The organism is Sphaerisporangium fuscum, from assembly GCF_018531465.1.
Classification (GTDB): domain Bacteria; phylum Actinomycetota; class Actinomycetes; order Streptosporangiales; family Streptosporangiaceae; genus Sphaerisporangium; species Sphaerisporangium fuscum.
In genome coordinates, this window is the sequence record NZ_JAHDTF010000011.1 from 265,282 (window position 1) to 288,620 (window position 23,339).

General features: G+C 74.0%; 14 protein-coding genes. 7 read left to right on the forward strand and 7 right to left on the reverse strand.

Translation table 11 applies throughout. The features are described 5' to 3' along the window. Position 1 precedes the first annotated feature (1 nt). The 3 genes from KIK05_RS14875 to KIK05_RS14885 are packed head-to-tail and all read right to left on the reverse strand — an operon-like array spanning position 2 to position 2,373. Entirely contained in the window at positions 2-1,165 is a 1,164-nt protein-coding gene (locus KIK05_RS14875; protein ID WP_214411276.1) for an oxygenase MpaB family protein, read from the reverse strand. Further along, positions 1,158-2,147 carry a polyprenyl synthetase family protein gene (locus KIK05_RS14880; protein WP_214411277.1) on the reverse strand — a complete coding sequence of 330 codons (990 nt, stop codon included), beginning with the start codon at positions 2,145-2,147 and terminating at the stop codon, positions 1,158-1,160. Before KIK05_RS14880 ends, KIK05_RS14875 begins: the two co-directional genes overlap by 8 nt. Further along, positions 2,140-2,373, reverse strand: coding sequence for a hypothetical protein (locus KIK05_RS14885; protein WP_214411278.1), 234 nt, complete (start codon positions 2,371-2,373; stop codon positions 2,140-2,142). The genes KIK05_RS14880 and KIK05_RS14885 overlap by 8 nt, the downstream gene beginning before the upstream one ends. A 400-nt stretch (positions 2,374-2,773) precedes the next feature. Between KIK05_RS14885 and KIK05_RS14890 the strand changes: the two genes are divergently transcribed. Beyond that, positions 2,774-3,700 (forward strand): oxidoreductase, encoded by a 927-nt coding sequence (locus tag KIK05_RS14890; protein ID WP_214411279.1) that lies wholly within the window; start codon positions 2,774-2,776, stop codon positions 3,698-3,700. On the opposite strand, the gene KIK05_RS46895 is transcribed toward KIK05_RS14890, so the two are convergent. From KIK05_RS46895 to KIK05_RS14910, 4 genes are all read right to left on the reverse strand, one after another. Further along, the gene (locus KIK05_RS46895) at positions 3,690-4,526 is read right to left on the reverse strand and encodes a carbohydrate ABC transporter permease (RefSeq protein WP_214411280.1); all 837 of its coding nucleotides are present in this window, start codon (positions 4,524-4,526) and stop codon (positions 3,690-3,692) included. The genes KIK05_RS14890 and KIK05_RS46895 overlap by 11 nt on opposite strands. Before the next feature lie 3 nt (positions 4,527-4,529). Continuing rightward, positions 4,530-5,471: a carbohydrate ABC transporter permease gene (locus KIK05_RS14900; RefSeq protein ID WP_214411281.1), complete on the reverse strand. Its 942-nt coding sequence runs from the start codon at positions 5,469-5,471 to the stop codon at positions 4,530-4,532. Beyond that, a complete protein-coding gene (locus KIK05_RS14905; RefSeq protein ID WP_214411282.1) occupies positions 5,468-6,757 on the reverse strand; it encodes an ABC transporter substrate-binding protein in 1,290 nt (429 codons plus the stop codon). Before KIK05_RS14905 ends, KIK05_RS14900 begins: the two co-directional genes overlap by 4 nt. 101 nt (positions 6,758-6,858) lie before the next feature. Continuing rightward, a complete protein-coding gene (locus KIK05_RS14910; RefSeq protein WP_214411283.1) occupies positions 6,859-8,016 on the reverse strand; it encodes a trans-sulfuration enzyme family protein in 1,158 nt (385 codons plus the stop codon). Positions 8,017-8,090: 74 nt separating this feature from the next. Here KIK05_RS14910 and KIK05_RS14915 point away from each other — a divergent pair, with 74 nt between their 5' ends. The 6 genes from KIK05_RS14915 to KIK05_RS14940 all read left to right on the forward strand — a co-directional run bounded on the left by KIK05_RS14915 (position 8,091) and on the right by KIK05_RS14940 (position 23,003). Beyond that, positions 8,091-9,110, forward strand: coding sequence for a LacI family DNA-binding transcriptional regulator (locus tag KIK05_RS14915; RefSeq protein ID WP_214411284.1), 1,020 nt, complete (start codon positions 8,091-8,093; stop codon positions 9,108-9,110). A gap of 189 nt (positions 9,111-9,299) precedes the next feature. Then, positions 9,300-10,166, forward strand: coding sequence for a DUF4132 domain-containing protein (locus KIK05_RS14920; protein WP_214411285.1), 867 nt, complete (start codon positions 9,300-9,302; stop codon positions 10,164-10,166). Continuing rightward, positions 10,163-15,253, forward strand: a complete 5,091-nt coding sequence (locus KIK05_RS14925) for a DNA-binding protein (protein ID WP_308249920.1) — start codon at positions 10,163-10,165, stop codon at positions 15,251-15,253. The genes KIK05_RS14920 and KIK05_RS14925 overlap by 4 nt, the downstream gene beginning before the upstream one ends. A gap of 474 nt (positions 15,254-15,727) precedes the next feature. Continuing rightward, positions 15,728-16,894, forward strand: a complete 1,167-nt coding sequence (locus KIK05_RS14930) for an ATP-binding protein (RefSeq protein ID WP_214411286.1) — start codon at positions 15,728-15,730, stop codon at positions 16,892-16,894. Further along, a complete protein-coding gene (locus KIK05_RS14935) occupies positions 16,891-20,757 on the forward strand; it encodes a DUF5682 family protein (protein ID WP_308249921.1) in 3,867 nt (1,288 codons plus the stop codon). Before KIK05_RS14930 ends, KIK05_RS14935 begins: the two co-directional genes overlap by 4 nt. Then, on the forward strand, positions 20,754-23,003 hold the full coding sequence (locus KIK05_RS14940) for an SWIM zinc finger family protein (RefSeq protein WP_214411288.1): 2,250 nt from the start codon (positions 20,754-20,756) through the stop codon (positions 23,001-23,003). The genes KIK05_RS14935 and KIK05_RS14940 overlap by 4 nt, the downstream gene beginning before the upstream one ends. Positions 23,004-23,339: the final 336 nt, after the last annotated feature.

Sequence of the window (23,339 nt, forward strand, 5' to 3'; positions counted from 1 at the left end):
TCTACCCGCGGGTGCTCTGCGGGGGGCCGGACGGGGCGGGCGGGGTCCAGCGCGCTGCTCGTGGGGCGATCCCGTAGTCGGGTTTGAGCTCCTCGGGGATGGCGTAGTGCATGACGCGGCCCCGGGTGAGCGACGACAGTTCCAGCTTCGTGGCCAACCGGCCCAGCCGGTCGGACAGTTGCTCGGTCCAGGGACCGCTGTCTTCGAACCGTTCGAGCGCGTCCAGGAGCAGCGGACCGATCTTGACCATGGAGTCCCAGCGGGAGCGGGGGACCTGAAGCCAGTCGGCCGCGGTGTCGCCGATCAGGAAGCGGATGAGGGCGGGGACGACAGGATCCAGGAAGGTTCCGGGGACGACCTGCTCGTACATGTCGATCAGCTGCCGCGTCAGGTGCGCCCCTTCTGGAGAGGGCCCCATGTGACGGAGCATGTACCGGTCGGAGAACCGGCGGGCCGCTTCCAGGTCCGGGGGGATGGTCGCCGGATCGATGCCCAGGATCGTGCCGACGACCTTCCAGGCGTAGTAGTACGACTCGGCCCCGTCAGGGCTGATGTGGACGCCCATCCGGTGCAGGGCGTCCAGCACCTGGAGGCTGAACATCATCAGCCCGCCGAGCATGTCCTCCTGGCAGATCGGGACGGGCTCCGGCCACCGTCCCTCCTGCTTGAGGTGGCGGCGGATGGAGGCGTGCAGGAGCCGTACCTTCTGCGCGGCCGGGAGGAACCGCCCCTGCGCCTGGAACGCGTCGGGCCGCATGAGGTAGACGGTGAACTGGCCGGTCTCGGCCATCCGCCGGGAAGGGTAGGCCAGCGAGTGCGTCGCCGACAGCAGCCTGGCCACCTGCGGGATCATGTAACACGCCGGCATCGCCGCGAACGACAGGGCGGTGGAGATGTGCACGTCGTTGTCGATGAAGAACCGCCGGGCCTGCTCCATGACCGTCCAGTCGATCCACTCCGGTGGCGTGGCCGTGGCTTCCAGGTAGTCGCGGGCGGCGTCGGGAAGGCCCTCGGGCAGTGCCTGACCGGAGGCGGTGAACCAGCGCATGAGGGTGTTGAACCGGCCCACGTCACCGCCGGCGAACAGGGCCTCGACGGTCGCGTCGGCCAGCCGATCGCCTTGGAGGCGGAGCCCGTCCATGTACTCCTCGGTGTGGTCATGCATCCGCGATCACCTCGCATATCAGCCGGGTCAGGGCTTCGGCGGCCTCCGGCGTCAGCCGTGCCTTGTCGATCGCCGCCCGAGCGGCCCGTGCGCGTTCGTCGATCATCCGCCGTACCGCGGCGACGGCTCCTGACCGCCGCATGACGTCCCGTATTTCTGCCGCGCCGGCCGGGGTGGGCGGTCCGGCGAGCAGGTCGCGCAGCCGCCGCCGGTCGGGCTCGGGCGCCCGTTCCACGGTCAGGGCCAGCAGGGCGGTCGGTTTGCGGCCCGTCAGATCGTCGAGGGCCGATTTCCCGGTTCGTTCGGGGTCGCCGAACACGCCCCACAGGTCGTCCCGTAGCTGGAACGCCTCGCCGAGCGGACGCCCGTAGGCCGCCAGCGTGTTCAGCGTCGCGGGGTCCGCGCCGGCGAGCACGGCGCCGATCTGCAGCGGCCGCTCGACGGTGTAGGAGCCGGTCTTGAACCGGACGATGGTCAGCGACCGCGCGAGGTCGGGGGGACCTCCGGTGCGCAGGATCTCCAGGCACTCACCCGCCACCAGCTCGCGGCCCATGGCCGTCCAGAGAGGCACGGCCCGGGCCAGGAATGTCAGCGGCAGGCCCGAGGTGTGGAAAAGCTGCCCCGCCCAGGCCGTCAGCAGATCGCCGATCATGACGGCCAGGGCGTCGCCGAGCTTCTCGTGGGCCGTGGGCCGGCCGCGCCGCAGCGGGCTGCGGTCGATGAGGTCGTCGTGGACGATGGCGGCGGCGTGTACCAGTTCCAACGCCGCGGCGGCGCGGACCATCGCGTCGGTGTCGGGCTGGCCCGCCGCTCGCCATCCCCAGTAACAGAAGGCGGGGCGGATCCGTTTGCCTCCGGCGACCGAGACGCGCACCTGCTCGGCGACGGGGGTCAGCTCGGCGTCCAGTGCGAGCAACTCGGCGATCTCCCCCTCGACGAACCGCTCCAGCGCCCGGTCCACCCGGAGCCGAAGGTCACTCATGCGGACCGCGCTCGACGACCTGCCGGGCCAGCAGCTCCAGATGCGGCTCCGGTGTCGTTCGCATGCGCTTGACCGCCAGTTCGCCGCGAGCGCGCAGTTCGTGGCGCACCTGGCTCAGGCCGGGGAGACGACGGGTCACGCCTCGCAGCCCCTCCACCAGAAGATCGCCTAAACCGGCGGTCAGATAGAGCACCTCTTCGTGAGGTGCGGGCTTTTCTTCCCGCATCGAAGTCCTCTCGCCTGTAAAGGATCATTTACAGGAAAGTGAACCATGAAAGGCGTCGTCATGTCCGCCGTAGCGGATTACTTCTGCTGGGTATGGCGGGTATTATCCGCAATTCACGACTAAGGAGTGATCTGGGAGTTTTGGGATGAATAGATGGGCTGCCAGCGCGAATTCGAGGCTGGTCTTCGAGGCGCTATCGCATCGTGGTGCCAATGCGGGGTCTTTCCCTGATGGATTGCATTCTGGCTGATATGGCATTCAACGCCCGCACTTCGCGCGCCGGCCTTCAAGGGGCGGCAAGGTGGCGAACCCGCCAGGCGTACCGGGCGTGCGGCACGCGCGAGCTAAGTGATACCCCACTATCATCTGTAGCCTCTGCCCCCTTGCGGTAAGGAAGATCATGTCTGGCTGGACGGCGAACGACATCCCGGATCTGCGGGGGAGAACGGCGATCGTCACCGGGGGGAACCGGGGGCTCGGGCTCGTCACCGCGCTCGAACTCGCCCGCAGGGGTGCGGACGTCGTGATGGCGGGCCGTGACCTGGAGAGGACCGAGGCCGCCGTCGCCCGCGTCCGGGCGGAGGTGCCGGACGCGAAAGCGGAGCCCGGCCTCCTCGATCTGGCCAGCCTGGCGTCGGTGCGGGAGTTCTCCGCGAAGACCGTCGCGAACCGGGAGAAGATCGACCTGCTCGTCGGCAACGCGGGGGCGATCATGGTGCCCGAATGGCGCGCCACGGCGGACGGGTTCGAGGCCCAGTTCGGCACCAACCACCTCGGCCACTTCGCGCTGACCGCCCTGCTGCTGCCGGCGCTGCTGGCCGCGCCCGAGCCCCGCGTCGTGACCGTCACCAGCCTGACCTACCGCCAGGCGCGGCTCGACTTCGGCGACCTGCAGAGCCGTAACGGCTACCGCCCCTCGCGCGCCTACGGCCGTTCCAAGCTCGCGCAACTGGTGTTCGCCCTCGAACTGGCGCGCCGGGCCCGCGCCGCGGGGCTCGGCCTGCGCAGCCTCGCCGCCCATCCCGGCTGGGCCACCACCAACCCCAGCGGCAACGTCCTGGTCGGCATGCTGGAACGCGTCATGGCGAACACCCCCGAGCGCGGCGCCCTGCCGACGCTGTACGCCGCCACCGCCCCCGGCGCCGGCGGGGGAGACGTCGTGGGACCGGACGGCGTGGGCCAGGTGAAGGGACTTCCCCGCAAGGTGCCGGTCGCCGGGCACGCCCGGGACACCGGTGTGGCCGCCCGCCTGTGGGAGGAGTCCGAGCGGCTCACCGGCGTCCGCCTCTCGCTGCCCGGAGAGCACGTACGCGGGGTCACCCCTTGACGGCGCCCGAGGTCAGGCCCTCGACGATGTAGCGGCGGGCGAAGGAGAACAGGACGAGCGTCGGGATGACCGACACCACCGTCGCGGCGGCCATCGGGCCCCAGTCGATGTCGTACTGGGTGATGAAGGAGTTCATCGCGACCGGGATCGTCTTGAAGTCCTCGCTGTCGATGAAGGTGATCGCCAGGAACAGCTCGTTCCAGCACTGGACGAAGCCGAAGATGAACGTCGCGGTGATGCCCGGCAGCATGACGGGCACCACCACGCGCAGCATCGCCGTCAGCCGGGAGCAGCCGTCCACCATCGCGGCCTCCTCCAGCGCTGCGGGCACCCGCTCGTAGAAGCCGCGCATGATGATCGTCGAGAAGGGGACCAGCATGGCGACGTACACCAGCATCAGCCCGCCGAGCCGGTTCAGCAGGTCCAGCCGGGACATCATGAGGTACAGCGGCCCGAGCGCGATGAACAGCGGGATCATCTGGGTGACCAGGTAGGCGAGCATGAGCGCGCCGCGTCCGGGGAAGTGGAAGCGCGCCAGCACGTACCCGCCGAGCACGCCGGTCGCGGTCACCACGACCGCCGACACCAGCGAGACGACCAGGCTGTTGAGCAGATAGGTGCCGAAGCTGGAGAAGGAGAACAGCTCGCGGTAGTGGTCGAGCGTGGCCGCGCCGGGCAGGTAGCGCAGCGGCACCGCGAAGATCTCCGAGGTGGGCTTCAGCGAGGTGACCACGATCCAGTACAGCGGGAACACCGTGATCAGCAGCCAGACGCCGAGGACGACGGCCTTGGCGATCCGGGCGATGAGGGGAGCCGGGCGGTCCACGGGTCAGTCCCTCGCCTTCTCGAACCGGGTGGCGGTGAGGTAGAAGATGCTGAACGACAGCAGCAGGCCCAGGACGAAGACGCCCACCGCGCCCGCCTTGCCGTAGTCGCCGTTCTGCACCTGCTCGATGAGGTAGGTCGTGGCGATGTGGGTGCTCCCGGCGGGGCCACCGCCCGTCATCGCGTAGATGAGGTCGGGGAAGTTCAGGATCCAGATGACGCGCAGCAGGACGATCAGCACCAGCGTGGTGCGGATCGACGGCAGCGTCACGTTGCGGAACTGCCCGAACCGGGAGGCGCCGTCGACGGCCGCCGCCTCGTACAGCTCGCGCGGCACCGACTGCAGCGCTGCGATGATCATGATGGCGAAGAACGTCACGCCGTACCAGACGTTGGCGATGATGATCGCCGTCATGGCCCAGCCGGGCGTGGACAGGAAGCCGATCGGCTCGTCGACCAGCCCGGCCTTGACCAGCAGATCGTTGACCACGCCGAACTCGCCGTTGAACATCCACCGCCACAGCAGCCCGATGAGGAAGCCCGACATCGCCCACGGGAAGAAGACCCACGCCTGGTAGAGGCCGCGGCCCCGGAAGTGCCGGCGCAGCAGCAGGGCCAGCCCGAAGCCGAGCGTGAACTGCAGCAGCAGCGAGACCGCGACCCAGGTGCCGGTGTTGCGCAGCGCCGTCCAGAACTGGGCGTCGGCGAGCACGGCGCGGAAGTTCGCCAGGCCCGTGAACGGCGTGGAGGTCAGGTCGAACAGGTCGTACCGCTGGAACGCGATGACGCCGCCGCGGATCATCGGGTAGTAGGTGAACACCGCGACGAAGACGACTCCGGGCAGCAGGCACAGCGCGATGAAGCGGGCCCGCCGCCGGTTGAAGACCGGCAGGGCCGCGCGGGCGGCCGTCCGCCCGCGCGAGCCCGTCCGCCTGACGGCGGTCACGACACCTTCTTCGCCTGGTCGGTCCAGAACGCGTCCCATTCGCGAAGGACGTCGGCGGCCGTCTTGCCGCCGGTCAGCAGGGCCTGGACGTCCTTGTCGGCGGTCTGCTGCCACTGGCTCCAGCCGGGGTAGTCGACCGGGCGGATGGTGATCATCTGCTTGTCGTCGCCCTGGGCGTCGAGGTAGGCCTTCCAGGCGCCCTGCGAGAACTGCGGGTCCTGCTGGGCGTCCTTGGAGATCGGGATCAGGGAGTTCCCCTTGGCGAACTTCGTGCTCTGCGCGCTCTCGCTGAGGAACTCCACCAGCTTCGCGGCCTCGTTCCGGTGCGCGCTGAACGACGTGACGCCCCAGCCGGCGTACCCGACGGGCTGCAGGGCGTACCCGCCGGGGCCCTTCGGGATCGGCGCGGTGCTCCACCCGTCCTTGGGGACGCCGCTCTCCTCGACCGTCTTGATCACTTCAGGGTCCTGGATCAGCATGCCCGTGACGCCCGAGGTGAAGCCCTGGACCATCTCGGGGTAGCTCCACGAGACCGAGTCGGCGGGGGAGCCGTCCTTGAACAGGCGGACGAACAGGTCCATGGCCTGTGCGGCCTCGGGGGAGGACCAGATCGTCTTGCCGTCCTTGAGGAAGAAGGACTTCTCGGGGTTCACCTTGTCGCCGTTGAAGGCGCTGACGATCAGGACGGCGTAGTCGAAGGCGCCCTTGCCGCCGCGGAAGGAGTAGCCGGCGCGGTGCTTGCTCCTGTCGGTCAGCTTCTTGGCCGTGTCGTACAACTCCTGCCAGGTGGCGGGCGGCTGCGCGACACCCGCCTCGCGCAGCCGGTCGGAGCGGTAGAACAGCACCTTCTCGTAGAAGCCGTACGGGATGAGGTACGGCTTGCCGCCCACCTCGGTGGCCTTCTTGCGCGCCAGGTCGGTCAGGTTGTTCCAGCCGGGCCAGGAGCCGACGGGGATCTCGGCCAGCCATCCGTTGTTGGAGAACGACTTGGCGGTGAGGTCGCGGACCTCCAGCACGTCGAGGTTCTTCTTCGTCTGCAGCACCTGGGTGATCTTCTGGTCGGCGCTCTCCAGCGGCGGCGAGATCAGCTCGACCTTGACCCCCGGATTCTGCCGCTCGAAGTCGGCGATCATGCTCTTGATGAGCTTGGTACGGTCGGGGCTGGTCAGGCTCTCGATCATGCGCAGGCGGACCGTGCCGGGCGCGTCGTCCGAGCCGCCGCAGCCGGCCAGTGTCATGGTGAGGACGCCGGCCAGCAGGGCGGCGAGCCTGTGGGATGTTCTCATGCCTCTCCCCAGGGGGTTGGCTCATCGGGGGGCGTTCGGTTTTGACAGCGCTGTCACCGCTGTGGATGACGGGGATGCTACATCGCGCCATCGGTGAGGCGTCAAGACGTCTCGAGGGCTCCGGCCAGATCGGCGACGAGCGCCGAGGCGTCCTCCAGGCCCACCGACAGGCGCACCAGGCCGAGCGGGATCCCCATCGTGGCGCGCACCGACTCCTGGGTGGTCAGGGCCGGCGCGTTGACGAGGCTCTCGAATCCGCCCCAGGAGACGCCCGTGCGGAAGTGGCGCAGGCCGTCCACGAACCGGGCGACGGTGGCGAGGTCCTCGGTGCCGAGTTCGACGCTGAAGACGCTGGAGAAACCGGTCATCTGGGTGCGCGCCAGCGCGTGCCCGGGGTGGGAGGGCAGCCCGGGGTGGTTGACGGCGCGGACGGCGGGGTGCCCGGCCAGGAACTCCGCGACCTCCAGGCCGCGTTCCTGGTGGGCCCGCATGCGGAGGGGCAGGGTGCGCAGCCCCTTGATCGCCTTGCTCGCCTCGTGGGCCGACAGGGCGGCGCCCAGCAGCTGGTACTCGGTCTGCGCGATGGGCCTGACCAGGCGCGCGGGCCCGGCCACGACGCCGCCCACCAGGTCGCTGTGCCCGCCGATGTACTTCGACAGCGAGTGCACGACGAGGTCGACGCCCATCGTCAGCGGCTTCTGGAAGATGGGGGTGGACCAGGTGTTGTCCATCACCGTCGTGATGCCGCGCCCCCGGGCCCAGGCGGTGAAGGCGCGGATGTCGATGATGCCGTAGCGCATGTAGGAGGGCGACTCGAGGTAGAGGAGACGGGTGGTGGGCTTGACAGCGCTGTCAAGAGCGGCAGGATTATCGGCGTGCACAGTCGTATGCGACACCCCGAATTTCTCCAGGTAACGGAGGAACTGGGTCGTCGGCCCGTAGACCGCTCCCAGCACGATCACGTGGTCGCCCGCGGACACCAGCGACGAGATCGTCGCCGAGATCGCCCCCATGCCCGAGCCGAAGCACTTGGCCCGCTCGGCCCGCTCCAGCGCGGCCAGCTTGCGCTGCAGCACGTCGACCGTCGGGTTCGTGCCGCGCGAGTAGACGTAGTTCTCGTCCTCGGCCGACAGGCCCTCGGTGAGTGCGCCCGCCGTGGGGAACGTGAACAGCGAGGTCTCGTAGACCGGAGGGTTCACCGCGCCGAGCTGCCAGGACTCGTCCTCGCCGAGCCGGCCGCAGATCCACGCGTCATCCATGTGTTCGTACATAACTGCGCAAGGTACAACATGCCTCAGGCGGGCCGCCCGCGCCGCCGTCGTGAAGGAGTGGGATGAGCCGCCGAAGGGCCACCATGGCCGACGTCGCACGCCACGCAGGGGTCAGCCTGAAGACCGTCTCCCGCGTGGTCAACCAGGAGCCGCACGTCCGGCAGGACCTGGTACGGCGCGTCCAGGCGTCGATCACCGAGCTGGGGTTCCGGCGCAACGAGGCCGCCAGCAGGCTCGCCAGGGGCGGCTCCGTCCTGACGCTGGGCCTGGTGATCGAGAACATCTCCAACGAGTTCTACTCCCGCCTGGCCAAGGCCGTGGAGACGGCGGCCGCCGCCCACGAGGCCCTGGTGGTGTTCGGCAGCTACGAGGAGCAGCCCGAGCGCGAGGTCATGCTCGTCGACACGATGTACGGCCGGGGCGTCGACGCCATGGTCATCGTGCCGACCGCCGGGGACCACGGCTGGCTCAAGGAGTACATGGCGGGCGGGCTCACCGCCGTGTACGTCGACCGGGTGCCCGAGGGGCTGCCCGACGTCGACGCCGTGCTGCTCGACGCCGAGGCGGGCGGCCGCATGGCCACCGAGCACCTGCTCGCCTACGGCCACCGGCGCATCGCCCTCATCTCCGACAACGACCCGCTGAGCTCGGTGCACGCCCGCGCCGAGGGGTACCGGGCGGCGCTGCGCGCGGCCGGCGTCGAGGTGGATCCGGTGCTGTGCGTGACCGGCGTGTTCGAGCCGTGGCGGGTCCAGCAGGAGGTGCTGCGGCTGCTCGCCCTCCCCGAGCCGCCGACGGCGTTCTTCGTGACCAACAACCGGGCCGCGATCGGGCTGCTGCAGGCCCTGCGCGACCACCCCGGGCCCGCGCCGGCCTTCGTCGGGTTCGACGACTTCGAGATGGCGGAGGTGTTCAGGCCGGGCGTGACCGTGGTGCGGTACGACATCGCCCGCCTGGCGGGCGCGGCCGTGGAACTGCTCTTCGCCCGGCTGCGCGACCCCTCCCGCCCGAGCCGCCGGGTGTCGGTCCCGATCGAGCTCGTCGTCCGCGGCTCCGGCGAGATCCCCCCGCCCACCAGGTGACCCTCCGCTCACCAGACCGGTGGCCGCGGCGCCACCGCCGCGCGCGGGACGGGGCCTGAGAAGGGCCCGTCATCGCGGTGTGGCCGTTTGTCGGTGGCCGCCGCTAACGTTCCGCGCAATCACGTCGGCGAGATCTTCGAAACGCCTCGTGGAATCGATGAACCATGTCCGGTGAAAGGTGGGGGACAGGTGGGTTGGCTGTCGGTGGGCGAGGGGTATGAAGTCGCCCTCTTGGAGGGCCGGGTGGCCGCGCGGGCGACGTCCGGCCGCGCGGCGGGGCGGCCGTTGAAGTCGCTGCCGAAGGCGTTGCGCGACCATCCCGAGGTCGATCGGCTGCGCCGCTTCGCCGAGTGGCTCGACCGGCACGCCGCCGCCTGCGTCGCGCAGGTCGACGCCTGGATGGTGTCGTCGCTGCCGGTGCCCACCGTGCTGCTGGCCCGGGTGTGGCCCGACGAGGCCTGGCGGTCGGCGCTGCGCGACATGGTCGTCGTCGGCGACGATCCCGACGAGGCCGGCTTCCTGCGCGACGCCACCGACGAGGGCGAGCTGCGCGTGGTGAACCTCGACGGCGAGACCGTCCGGCTGTCGCCGGTGACGGTGACGCTGCCACACCCGGTGCTGCTGCCCGACCTCGACGACCTGCGCGAGTTCGCCGCCGAGCTGGGTGTGACGCAGAAGGTCGAGCAGATCCACCGGGCCGTGTGGCGCGGACCCGGCGACCTGCCCGCGAATGCCACCGAGGTCACCGAGTTCTCCGGCGGCAGGTTCGGCTCCCGCTTCGGCCTGGCGGCCCGCGCGACGTCCCTCGGCTACCGCGTGTCAGGAGGTTACGCCACCTGCCGCGTGCGCGACGCCGGCCGCACCGTCGAGGGGGCGGTGTGGATCGGTGAGCCCTACTGGGACGAGGGGGTGGCGACCGGCGCCCTCACCTGGCACGACGCCGGCGGCCGGTCGCTGCCGCTCAGCGAGGTCGGGCCGGTGGCCTGGTCGGAGGGCATGCGCATGGCCGCCGCGCTGTACGCGGGCCGCGACATCGAGAAGGGGGAGGACGCGTGAGCGGGGCGACGTCACAGGAGCGGGCGCAGCGGCCCCACGCCGCGACGGTGCCGCCGGAGGCCGGGGCCGCGGCCACGGGTCTGGCGGCCGAGGCCGAGGAGCTGTTGAAGGCCGGGGCGGTGCTGCCGCCGGGAGCCGAGGGCGGAGATCGCGCGGTTCCCCTGACGGCCCGCGCCTACCGGCATCCGGGCCTCGACGGACGCGTGGTGGTGCGCCTGGTCGCGGACGAGCTCGGCGCCGCCGAAGACCTCGCGGCGGGATTCCTCGGCCTGGAGCCCCAGGGCGAGCCGGTCGTCGTGGGGCTGGGCGCGCGCCGCTCGCTCGGGTTCCCCGAGTGGGTGCTGGTGCACCACCCCGGCGACGGCCACCACGCGCTGGCGGTGGTGCCCGAGCTGGAGCGGGCGGCCCGGCAGGCCAAGACCAAGCCCAAGGCGGCGCTGGAGGCCTACCAGGCGCTCGCCGCCCGGCTCGCGGCGGCCGTCCCCCACTTCCTGCCCACCTTCTACGAGCAGGCCGGGCGCGTGTTCCTCACCGTCGAGAACGCCACCTACGCCGCGCAGATGTTCTCGGCCGCGCGCAGGGCCGAGACCGAGCACGGGCTCGCCGTCGACGACGACCGGCTCGACGCGGTGTTCCTGGAGTTCGCGCTGGCCGGCGCCCTGCCGGTGAAGGTCCTGTCGGCGTACGCCAAGGAGCTGGCCGCCCGCACGGGCGCCGAGGAGGCCCTGCGGCGCTACGTCCGGCTGTGCCTACGGCGCTCGGCGGGCGGGCTGCCGCCGTCGGCCCAGATGGCCACCGACCTGCGCAGACTCGCCCGGGCGGCCGGAGCCGACGCCGACGCCGTCGAGGAGGCCCACCTCGACGAGCTGCTCGGCCTGCCGGCCACCCTGCGCGCCCCCGCGGCCTGGTGGAAGGCCCACACACCGGCCGTCGTCCGGCTGGCCCACCGCGACCCCGCCGTGCGGGGCAGGCTGCTCGACATCATGCCGCGCTTCTCCGGCAAGGAGTTCCCCGGCGTGTGGCTCGATCTTCTCGGGGCGTGCGGCGCCCTGGCGGGGCTGGGCGGCGAGGCGGCGGAGGAGGAGCGGCCCGCCGACGGCACCTCCGGGTGGCTCGAGCGCTTCCTGACGGCCCGCGATTCGGCGCCGGGCGTTCCTCCGGCCCTGCCCGCCCTGTACTCCCTGGTCGAACGGCTCGCCGGTCGGTTGCGCGCCGAGCTGGCCGGGCGGGGCCACGCGCTGACGGTGAAGTACGACGTCGACCTGCTCGACCTGCTGCTGGCGCTCGGCATCCCCGTCGCCGACCCGGGCGAGCGCACCTTCCTGTGGCTGGAAGAGTGGGCCGAGGGCGAGGAACGCCGTGACCTGCTGGCCCTCGCCGCCGACCCGCGGTTCCGGCCCGCCTTCCACAGGGCGGCCTACCGCTTCAGCGACGACACCGACGGTCATCGTGCCCTCCGCCACCTCGCCGCATCGCCCGGCGGGCGGCCGATGCTGGCCGAATGGGTCCGCGAGGTGGCCCGCGCGTCGTCCGCGGCCGGCCTGCCCGGCCTGCCCGGGGCCCTGCGGCGGCTGGGGTGGCTGCCCGGGGAGGCGCTGGTCCTCGCCGAGGACGCCGTGCGCGACGCCGCCAGGGCCGACCTGGCGCCGGTGCTCGCCCGCACGCTCAGGGCCGGCCTGTTCGACGAGCTCGGCTGGCCCGACTGGGAGGACGCCGCCGCCACCCTCATCGCCGGGAAGGACGTCGACGACCTCGTCGTCGCCGACGCCTGGCCCTACCTCATCGTCGCCGGCCCCGCACAGGCCAGGGTGATCGGCCCCGAGGGCGTCGTCCTCACCCACGACCTGCGCATCCCCGCCGACGACGCCTGGGGCGATCCGAGCTTCCACTACGTCGACGGCGAGCTGCTGGTCTACTGGAGGTCCAGCCGGCGCGACGGCGGGCTGCTCGGCTACTGGCACACCTCCGCCGACCGGCCGCAGCCGCTGGAGGGCGCCCCACGCGGCACCCGCATGGGCTGGTACCGCGCCAACGAGCCCGCCACCCTGCCGCTGCCCGGCGGTGGGCGCACCACCGGCACCGGGGTCCTGCACCCCGGCGACACCGCGATCCCCGACGAGCGACCGCTCGTGAGCGACGGCGTCACCTCCTGGCTGTGGAGCTGGGACGGCCACGGCGGCGCCGCCCCCGGATGGTACGAATACGACCCGGCCGGCGGCGCACTCGGCCGCAGGAGCGAGCCGGCCTTCCTGGCCGAAGCGCTGCGCGACGTCCCCGCCGGCAGCGACTTCCACTCCGGCTGGATGCTCCCGGCCCCTACGGCGGAGGCCACCCCCGCCGCCGTCCCGGCGAACGGCCTGCTCGGCTGGCGTGTCGTCCGGCTGCCCGACGGATCCCTGCGCGGTGAGGACCTCGCCGGGCGGGTGATGACCCTGGGGAACGACACGGCGCCTCCCGTGCACGCTCTCACCTTCCCCGGCGACGACCGGCCCCGGGCGGTGCTGCACGGCTCCTACCGCGTTCACCTGGCCGACACCGACGGCGTGGTCACCTCCGAGGCCCGCACCGACGACACGCCCGGGACGTTCGCCGCCGGCACGCTGATCCTGCCGCCCCTGCGCTTCTGGCACTTCCTGCGCCCCCGTGACCCGCGCGGATCGGCGGCCCTGCGCCACGTCGGTCACGACACCGCCGCCGCTCTCCTCAAGGCCGCCGCCGACGCCCCCGGCGACGAGGCGCTGCACGCCCAGGTGCGGGCCCTGTTCCCCGAGGTCGGCGACGAGGCGCTGGTGGCCGGCATCGCCGGGGTGGCGCGGCTCGCCGCTGGACAGCGGGCGGCGCTCGACGCCGTCGCGGTCCGGCTGGCCGAAGCCCTCACCGGCGAGCACCACCACGACCAGGCCGGGCCCGCCGACCGCACCCTCGCCGAGGCCCTCGACGGCCTCGTCGGCGGCTACTCCCGGTACGGCGGTGACACCGACGGCGCGTTCCGCCAGCTGCAGACCCTGCGCCGGGCGGCCGCCGGTCCGGCGGGCGGCCCCGGAGAGGAGCCGGTCGCGGACGCGGCCGGTCAGCCCCGCACGGCGGCCGCGGACGGCATGACCTCCGGGAGCGCCGCCGGGGGTGCGGTGGGCGCCGCGGATGGGGTGGCCTCGGGGGGTGCCGCCGGCACTGCGGGCGGAGCCGCCGGCCTGCACCTCGACGGGCCCCCGCTGCCGAACTCGACGGTCGACTGGGCGTCCCTGCTCGACCAGTGCGCGGCCCTGGCCTTCCGGGCGGCCTCGGAGTTCACCGAACCGCCTCACCGGCAGGCCCTGGCCGAGATCCTGGGACTGATCGACACGCTGGGTCTCGCGGACGCCGAGCCCGCCCGCTGGCGCCGGTTCCTCCTCCACCTCGACGTGCGCCACCTCGATCCCCGGAGGGCCGCCCACCGCACACCGGCGTGGCGAGGCGTGCTCCCCCTGGACGACGGCGCGTTCATCGCCTTCGTCGACACCTGGGCGAGCGACAACGGCGGCAGCGACTTCGCCGCGCTCTTCCACGACCCGGCCGGGCGCTTCGAGGTCCCGCAGCCGTACGTCGTCCGGTCGTCGTCCCCCGTGGGAGAGGGCCGCGAGGCGGGCTGGCTGTCGGCGTCCCTCGGCGAGCTGGCCGCGCGCGGCCCCGCCCCGTGGCGGCCGGAGGCGGCGGAGGAGTTCGCCCGCCTGACCGGCGTCTCGGCGACCCTCGCCCGGCTCGTCACCGCGGGCCTGCCGAACATCGGCGGCTACGAGCAGAACTTCCTGCCCAAGGCGGCACGCGCCACCCTGGGGCTGAAGGTCGCCGAAGCGGCGATCGCCAAGGACGAGCTGCGGCAGCTCGACGTCGGCCTGCGGCGCGCGCTCGTCGCCGCGCTCCTCCCCGCCGACCCGGCCCGGCTGTGGACCGACGGGCCGGACGTCGCGGCCGCCGCCACGTTGTGGAACGACAAGGTCGGGCGCCGGGTCGCCGTACCCGAATGGCTGCGCGCCGAGGCCGCGTCCGCCGTCAAACCCGGCTGGGTGCCGTCCCGGGCGCTGCCCGCGCTGCTCGACCCGCAGAGCGACCCCGAGCTCGGCACCGACCTGGTGTGGGCGGTCCGTGGCGACCGCGTCCGTCCCGTCGACGAAGACGCGACCGGATTCACCTCAGGCACCCTGGTAGCGGCCGTCGCGATGGCCGCCTGGCTCGCCCACCGGCTTCCCGCCGGGCACGCCCTGCGTTCGGCGCTGCCGGTCGCGCTCGCCACCATCAGGCGGCGGCTCGACAACCCCGGCCTGATGCTCGACCTCGGCCCCTACGTCAGCCTTTCCGAATTCCGCAAGGTGGCCGGAGCGCCCACCGAGGTCGGCGAGGGCTTCGAGCGCTACGGCGCCGTCATCATGGCCACCTACGACGACCGGCCGGCACCCGGCGTCCGCACGGCCCTGCTCGACGCCGCAGGTCACGACCCCTACCTGCCCGCGCTGCGGGCCGTCCACGGAACCGACGAGCCGTTCCCGGCCGAGCTCGCGCTGCGCGTGGCGCGCGACGCGCGGTTCGAGGCCCTGCTGGCCGACCCCGGAGCCCCGCTCGCCGGGCGGCGCGACGCCGACGGCACCTGGTGGCCGCAGGACCCCACCCGCTCGGTTCCCGAGCTCGTGGGCGAGGCGGCCAAGGAGCACGGCCTCGGCGAGGACGCGGCCGCGCTCTACCTGACGCTGCTGGCGATGCCCGATCCGACCGACCGCGCCGTCGCCCGGTGGACGGGCTGGAGACCGGCCCGGCTCAAGGCCGCCCGCGCCGAGCTGGCCGCCACCGACCTGGTCGTCCAGGCCGCCCGCACCCGGGCCGGACGCTCGCTGTTCCTCCCGGGCGGCTGGGTCGACCTCAAGGCGCCACGGCTGCCGCTGGAGCAGTGGAAGCTTCCCCTGTTCGACCTCGTCGCCGGACAGTCGGCGCCCCTGGGCGTGATCCTGCCCGCCGAGCCCGCCGCCGCGCTGTACCACAGGGCGTGGCAACGGGTCCGCGACGGCGACGGCCCGCGCTTCGAGGAGCTGAGAACGAAACGCCCCCGGCGCCGCTGATCCGCCTCTCCTGCCCCACGCCCCCGTCCGCCCGCCGGGCCGCCCGGATTCCGTCCGGTTCCGGGCGGCGGGTCACCGGCCCCCGCACAGGGCCGTCGGTCCGGGGGGCACGGGCCCCCGCACAGGGCCGTCCGGTTCCGGGGGGCGGGTCACGGGCCCCTACCCAGGGCCGTCCGGGTTCCGTGCGGCTCCGGGCGGCGGGTCACCGGCCCCCGCCCAGAGCCGTCCGGTTCCGGGCGGCGGGTCACCGGCCGCTCAGCGGCCCCGCGCCCATGGCCACCCGGGTTCCCGGAGGTCCCGGCGCGGCAGGGCCACCGTCCGCTCGACCCGGCGCTGTGCAGGGCCGTCCGGTGCGTCCGGCTTCGGGCGGCGGACGGCCACGGTGCGGGACGCCCGGCCTGCCGGTACGGGACACGACCGAACCGGCGGGCCGGCGGTGCGACCGACAACTCCGATCACCACGAGGTTTACACGATGACTTTGACCGAGCATTCACCGGCACCGCAGGTGCTGTCCGCCGAGGAGCGGTACGCCACCGAGATCGCCTTCCTCGCCGCCCACGACGACGGGCCCCGGCCACCCGGCTGGGTGCTCACCCCCCGCGCGGTGGTCACCTTCATCTGCGGCAGTGACGGCGAGGCGCTCCAGCTGCCGAAGAACCGCCGCTCCACTGCCGACGACACGCTGCCCGCCCGGCTGACCGTGCCGGCCAAGTTCGTCGGCGAACGCGCGCTGGTGGAGCGGTGCGTCGTCACCCTCGCCGGCGAGCGCGGGCTGCTGCTGGTCGGCGAGCCCGGAACGGCCAAGTCGATGCTGTCGGAGCTCCTGGCCGCCGCGGTCTGCGGCACCAGCGCGCTCACCGTGCAGGGCACCGCCGGCACCACCGAGGACGCGTTCCGGTACGGCTGGAACTACGCGATGCTGCTGGCACAGGGCCCGAGCCGGCAGGCGCTGGTGGACTCGCCCGTCCTCACCGCCATGCGCACCGGACGGGTGGCGCGGGTCGAGGAGATCACCCGCTGCCTCCCCGAGGTGCAGGACGCCCTGGTGTCGATCCTGTCGGACCGGAGGCTGAGCGTCCCCGAGCTCGCCGGCACCGCCGACGCCCACGTCGCCGCCACGTCCGGGTTCACCGTCATCGCCACGGCGAACCTCCGGGACCGGGGCGTGTCGGAGATGTCGGCCGCGCTCAAGCGGCGGTTCAACTTCGAGACCATCGAGCCCATCGCGGACGCCGACGCCGAGATGACCCTGGTGCGCCGCCAGGCCACCGCGGTCGTGCAGCGCGCCGGGGCCGCGTTCAAGGTCGACGACGCCGTCCTGGACGCGCTGGTCACCGTCTTCCGCGACCTGCGTTCGGGCCGGTCGGCGGAGGGCTGGGACGTCGAACGGCCCGGCACCGTCATGTCGACGGCCGAGGCCGTCCAGGTGGCCGCCTCACTCGGCGTCGCCGCCGCCTACCTCCCGAACGGCGACGTCCTCGACCTGATGCCCGGACACCTCCTCGGGGTCGTCCGCAAGGACGACCCGGCGGACCACGGCCGGCTGCTCGGGTACTGGGACGGCCCGGTGCGCCGCCGCGCCGAAGACGGCTCGGCGATGTGGCGCCGCCTCTGGGACCTCCGGGAGACCCTGCGGTGACAACGACGCTGAACGACCCCCGCCAGGCCGTCGACGCGCTGGCCGGTTCGCCCCGGCCGTACCTCATCGGGGTGCGCCATCACAGTCCCGCGCTGGCCGCGGTGGTGCCCGCGCTGCTGGACGCCGCCGGAGCCGAGGCCGTCTGTGTGGAGCTACCGGCCGACTTCCAGCGATGGCTGCCGCATCTGGCCGATCCCGGCACCCGAGCACCGGTCGCGCTGGCCGGGGCCGGCGAGGACGGGCGCCTCGGGTTCTACCCCTTCGCCGACTTCTCTCCGGAGCTGGCGGCCATCCGCTGGGCCTACGAGCGCGGAGCAGAGGTCCTGTGCTGCGACCTGCCGCTGTCCGATCCCGGCTGGCACGCCACCGGCACGCCGTCCCCGTCGTCCGGCGACCAGGCCCCCGGGGACGCGTCCGGCCCGGCGGCTGGGAACGCGAGCGGCCCGGCGGCCGGGGACATGCCCGACCAGGCCCTCGGGTACGCGTCCGGCCCGACGGCCGGGGACGCGTCCGGCCCGACGCCCGGGGACGCGTCCGGCCAGGCGGCTGGGGACGCGTCCGGCCCGGCGGCCGGGGGAGGGGATGGACCGACGGCCGGGGCAGGGGATGGACCGGCGGCACGCGCCGTCTTCGCCGACGCGCTGGCGGCGTCGGGCACCGGCCGCGAGGGCGACGACCTGTGGGACCGGGCCGTCGAGGTGCGCGCCCCCGGGTGCGAACCCGAGGCCGTACGGCGCGCCGCGCTCGGCGTCGGATGGGCGTTGCGTCAGGACGCCGAGAACCAAGGCGGCGTGCCGGCGGTCGACCTCGCCCGCGAGGCGCACATGCGCGAGGTCGTCGCTCGAGCGGCCGCGGGCGGGCGCCGCGTGGCCGCGGTGATCGGCGCCTTCCACGCCCCGGCCCTGGTCGATCCCCACCCCGCATTCGCCGACGCTCGCCCACCTTCGCAGCAGGGTACGGCCGGTGTGTCCGAGCGGGCGGATTCGCGGGGGCCGGAAGCCGGAGACGGGCTGAGGGGGGCGGGGCGTCGCGGGCGAGACGCGGCGGTCGCCGAGCGTGGCGGGGCCTCGCCTGTCACCTCGCTCGTCCCGTACGCCTTCGATCTGCTCGACTCCCGGTCCGGGTACCCGGCCGGAATCCGCGACCCACTCTGGCAGCAGGCCGTCTTCGAGGCGGGCGGCGACCCCGTCCGGGTGCGGGACGCCGCCGCCGCGGCGATCACGAACATCTGCCGGGAGCTGCGGTCCGCCGGGCACACCGCGGGGACCGGCGAGGCGGCGGAGGCCCTGCGCATGGCCTCCGACCTCGCACGACTGCGCGGCCTGCCCGCGCCCGGACGCGGTGAGCTGCTGGAGGCGATCACGGCCGTCCTCGGCCAGGGTGAGCCTCTTGGGCGCGGCCGGGCCATCGCCCAGGCCCTGGAGACGATCCTCGTCGGCAACCGCCGGGGCCGCACCGCGCCCGGTACGCCCCGCTCCGGGCTCGGTCCGTCCGTCGAGGCCGAACTCACCGCGCTGCGGCTGCCGTGCCCGGAGGATCCCGGCACACGTGAGGTACGCCTCGACCCACTGCGGTCCAACCTGGACGCCCGCCGCGAGATCCTGCTGCAACGACTGCTGGTCTGCGGCGTCGGCTACGGCGAACCGGTCGAGGTCGCGGCGACGGGCGACTCGACCGCCCTCACCACGCGCTGGCGGCTCCGCTGGACACCGGCGGTCCCCGCCCTGCTCGACCTCGCCGGCGTGCGAGGCGTCACCGCCGCCCAGGCGGCCGCCGGGACGCTGGGCGAGACCTTCCGCCGCGAGTCGGCCGACGGCGGCCCCACCTGTGCGCTGATCCTGAACGCCCTGGGTGCCGCGGCACGCTGTGACCTGCCCGAGCTCGTCTCGGACCGTCTCGCCGACGCCGCCGTCGTACTTCCCGCCTCCGCCACGCCGGCCGAGCTGCTCGCGGCTCTCGACCTGCTGGAGGCGCTGCGGCGCGGCCACCTTCCCGGCGCCACGGCGAAGGCACGCGACCAGGCGGCCGAACTGGCGGTCGCCCTCCTCGAGGCGGTCGTCCGCGCGCTTCCCGGGCTCGCCGGGAGCGACCAGCAGCAGGACGCCGCCGCCCTGATCGCCCTCGCGGCGAAGGCCGGCGAACAGCGCCTCGGCCTGCGGATCGACGACGCCCTCGCCGGGCTCGTCCGCACCGGTTCGCCGCTCGTCCAGGGCGCGGCCCTGGCGGCCAGGGTGCTGCTCGACCTGGAGCCTCCCGAGGCCCTCGGAGCCCGCGCCGCAGGGTGGGTCGACACCGCGACCGGGCCCGAGGGGCGCCGCCGCCTCGGCCGCCTGCTGGCCGGCGTGCTGGCCGCCGCCGGGCCGTTGCTGGAGTCCGCCCCCGCGGCGCTCGGCCCGCTGCTGGACCGCGTCGACGGGCTCAGCGACCAGGCGTTCCTGGAGCGGCTGCCGGCGTTGCGAGGCGGCTTCGACACCCTGGCCCCCGCCGGCCGGGCCCGCCTGATGGACGTCGTCGCCGAACGCCTCGGCGACCGGCCCGACCTGACCCTCGCGGCCCCGCCCCGGCTGCTGGCGATGTGGGCCGCCGCCGACGCCGCTGGTCTCGCCACCCTCGAAGCCCTGCGGCTTCCTCTGCCCGCCGGTGCGCCCGGGACCGTCACGCCGCCGGCCGGCCCGGCCGGTGCGGGCCGCTCCCTCTCCGCCGGGGGATCCCAGGGCGGGGCGGGACCACAGGCGGGGGAGCGGCGGCTCGCCTCCGCCGACCGCTGGCGGTTGCTGCTCGGCCGGGAGCCCGAACGGCTGCCGTCCGATGCCCGCCGATACGCGCGGGCCCTGGACGAGCTGTACGGCTCGGGCCGTGGCGAGGGCGCGGCCGACTTCGGGCACGGCACGGGCGACCGCGGCGGCCAGAGGGAGTCCTTCCCCACCGCCCGAGAGTGGGCGCAGGAGCTCGAGGCGCTGTTCGGCAAGGACGTCCGCGAGGAGGTGCTCGCCACGGCGGCCGACACCGGGCGCAGCGACGTGCTGGCCGAGCTCGACCCGCGCGCCGTACGGCCGTCGGTGGAGCTGCTGACCTCGGTGCTGTCCCTGGCGGGAGGTTTGCCGGAGCAGCGGCTCGCCAAGCTCCGCCCCCTCGTCCGGCAGCTGGTGGCCGAGCTCACCAAGCAGCTCGCGACGCGCCTGCGTCCCGCCCTGACGGGGCTGGCGACGCCCCGGCCCACCCGCCGTCCGGGCGGCCGGCTCGACCTGCCCCGCACGCTGCGCGCCAACCTCCCGTACACGCGCCGCCTCGGCGACGGCCGCATCGTCGTCGTCCCGGAAAGGCCCGTGTTCAGCACGCGCGCCCGCCAGGAGGCCGACTGGCGGCTCGTGCTCGTGGTCGACGTGTCGGGCTCGATGGAGGCCTCGGTCGTCTGGTCCGCGCTGACGGCGGCGGTTCTCGCCGGGGTGCCGTCGCTGTCCACGCACTTCCTCGCCTTCTCCACGCAGGTGATCGACCTGACGGATCAGGTCGCCGACCCCCTGTCGCTCCTGCTGGAGGTGCGGGTCGGCGGAGGCACCCACATCGCGGCCGGGCTGGCCCACGCCCGCTCGCTGGTGACCGTGCCGAGCCGGACGCTGATGGTCGTGGTCAGCGACTTCGAGGAGGGATATCCGCTCGGCGGCCTGCTCGGCGAGGTTCGCTCGCTGGCCGCCTCGGGCGTCCACCTGCTGGGCTGCGCCGCCCTGGACGACGGCGGCGTGCCTCGCTACTCCGTTCCCGTCGCCCGGCAACTCGTCGCGGCCGGCATGCCGGTCGCCGCACTCAGCCCCGTCGCCCTCGCCCGATGGGTGGGCGACCGCCTTCGTGGAGAGCCCCGTTGACCTCCTCTCTTTCCGACACTCCGCCGGCCGCCGGCCTCCCCCCGGCGCTGCCGCACGTGGTGGCCGCCGCCGTGGAAGGCCTCACCACGAGGCTGCGCAAGAAGCTGGACGCGGCGGTCGAGCAGTACGCCGCGGTGCCACCGGTCACCGACGACGAGGGCGTCCACGTGCGGTGCGGCGAGGACGCGGTCGTGACCCTCTCGCCGGGGCCGGCCGGTGTGGTGGCCTCGGACGAGGCCGTGCGGTGCAGCTGCCTGCTGGCGCCCCGTTGCCTGCACCGGGCGGCCGTTCTCAGCGCCTGTCCCGTCGCCGACGCGCCACCGGCCGACCCCGATCCGGACGAGGATCCCCGAGCCGCCGGCGCCGAGGCGGAACGGGACGTAAGTGAAGGACACCGCACGGGGACGCCCCCGGCAGAGGGAGCGGAGGCCGGAAGCGGCACCGAGCCGGCGGTGGAGGTGAGCGGAGAAGGCGGGATCGGGCGGACAGCGGAGGCGAGCGGGGGAAGCGGGGCCGAGGCGGCGGCGGGAGGAAGTGGCACCGAGCCGGCGGTGGAGGTGAGCGGAGAAGGCGGGATCGGGCGGACGGCGGAGGCGAGCGGGGAAAGCGGGGCCGGGCCCGGGGTGGAGGTGCGGGGATCCTCTGGGAACGGCCTGGGCTCGGCTCCGACGGCGGCGCAGGTGGCCGCCGCGGCCGGGTTGTGGAGAGCCGCCGCGGCACTGCTCTCGGCCGGACTGCCGGCCGCCGGGGCGGTTCCGCAGGCCGAGCTGCTCAGGGCCGCGCACACCGCTCGGCTGGCCGGACTCGTCCGGGCGGAGGCCGCCGCGCTCCGGGTGGTACGCGGCGTCCGCGCCGCCCGTGCCCGCCACGACGGCCACCGCCTCGCCGACCTCGTCTCCGCGCTACGCGAACTGCTGCTCACCGCGGGCATGCTCGCCGCCGCCGACCCCGACCCGGCGCTGATCGGCACCGCGCGCCGCAGCTACCAGCCGGGCGGAGCGCTGCGGGTGCACGGCGTCTTCCGTGAGCCTGTCATCAGCGCCACCGGGTACGCGGGCGTGGTCACCCACCTCGTCACCGACGACGGCCGCTGGTTGTCGATCGCCGACGTCAAGCCGGGCGGCTCCGCCAGGGCCAGGGGTGCCGGGGCCGCCACGGTGGCCATCGGCTCGGCGACCGTGGACCACGCGGGGCTGGCCCGGGGCGGGCTCCTGGTCACCGGAGCCACCGTGTCCGCCGACGGCCGTCTCGGAGCGGGCCGCGGCGTCCGGGCGACCCCCGTTCCCGGCCTGCCGTGGTCCGCCGGTCCCCTGGCCACGTTCTTCACCCGCCCGCTCGGCGAGGTGGTGACCGAGCGGCTTTCGGCGCGGTCGTGGAGCGATTCGGAGACGGCCGAGACGGCGCGGGAACCGCTGGGCTGTGATCTGGTCATCCTCGGTGCCGCGGGCGGCCACGTCCTCGCCCGCCAGGTCCTGCCCGCCACGGCCACGCCGGTCGGAGGCCGTCCCGCCGGCTCTCTTCCGTCCCCGCCAGGCGCACAGGGCACATCGGCGCCCGGCGATGGAGGGACGCACGCGGTGCTCGACGGCGAGGACATGGTCGTCGGCGGGCCGCTGGTGCGGCTGGTGCCGGCGAGTTCCCATCCGGATCTCGCCCATGTCGCCAACCTTCGCCGGCTGGCGTCGTGCCCGGGGTTGCTGGTGCGGGTCGTCGGCTGGCTGGAGCCCGACCGGACCGCCACGCTGCGTCCGCTCGCGGTGGGGCCGGTGCCGGGCGCCGAGGCGACCCTGCGCCTTCCTCCCGAACTGGGCGGCCACGCGGACCTCGGGTACGACCGGCTGCAGGGGGCGCACCTCCCGTCGCCCGGCGCGTGCTCGCCGCCTGCGGCCGGTGCCGGGGCGGAGCAGGACCCGCTGGCCGACTCCCCTCTCTGGCGGGTCCGCCGTCTGGTGGAGCTCGCCGTGACGGGCGGGCGCCGGGCGGCCGCCGAGGCCGCCCGGGGCGGCGAGGCCGACGCGCAGGCTGCTCAGCTGCGCCGCGCCGGGTTCGCGACCGCGGCGCGGCTGGCCACCGCGTTCACCGCGGAAGCCGATCGCCGCGGCCGCGACGTGTTCGGACGGCTCACCGATCCGGGCGCCGACGGGTACGCCTGGGCGTGGCTGGCCGCCGCCGTCCACCTGGCGGCCACCGAACACGCCCTGGTCCGCGCATCCTGGCTCACCGGCGAGGAGATGGCGACCTTCTGAGCGACCCCCACCCGCCCCCGTCGCCGCGCCGTCGCCGGGCGCGGGCACGCCGGCGCCCTCGGGTGCCGGTGTACCCGCCCCGGAACGGCGATGGGGTTCGAGCTGATCGGCCTCCCCGTGGCGGGGTCGGGTACGCCCGTGCTCGGGTGTTCGGTGGACCCGTTTAGGGGGTGGTGGCGGGGTTCAGTGGATGCGGCGGTCCGTGGCGGGGTGGGGGGCGTCGGTGTTCTCATGTCGGGGGACGGCGGTGGGGGTGGGAGGGTTTTGGAGGCCGCGGGCGTCGTTGAGCGGGGAGCGCGTGCGTGCGCGTGTCGTCGATGGCGTCGGGGGAGCGCC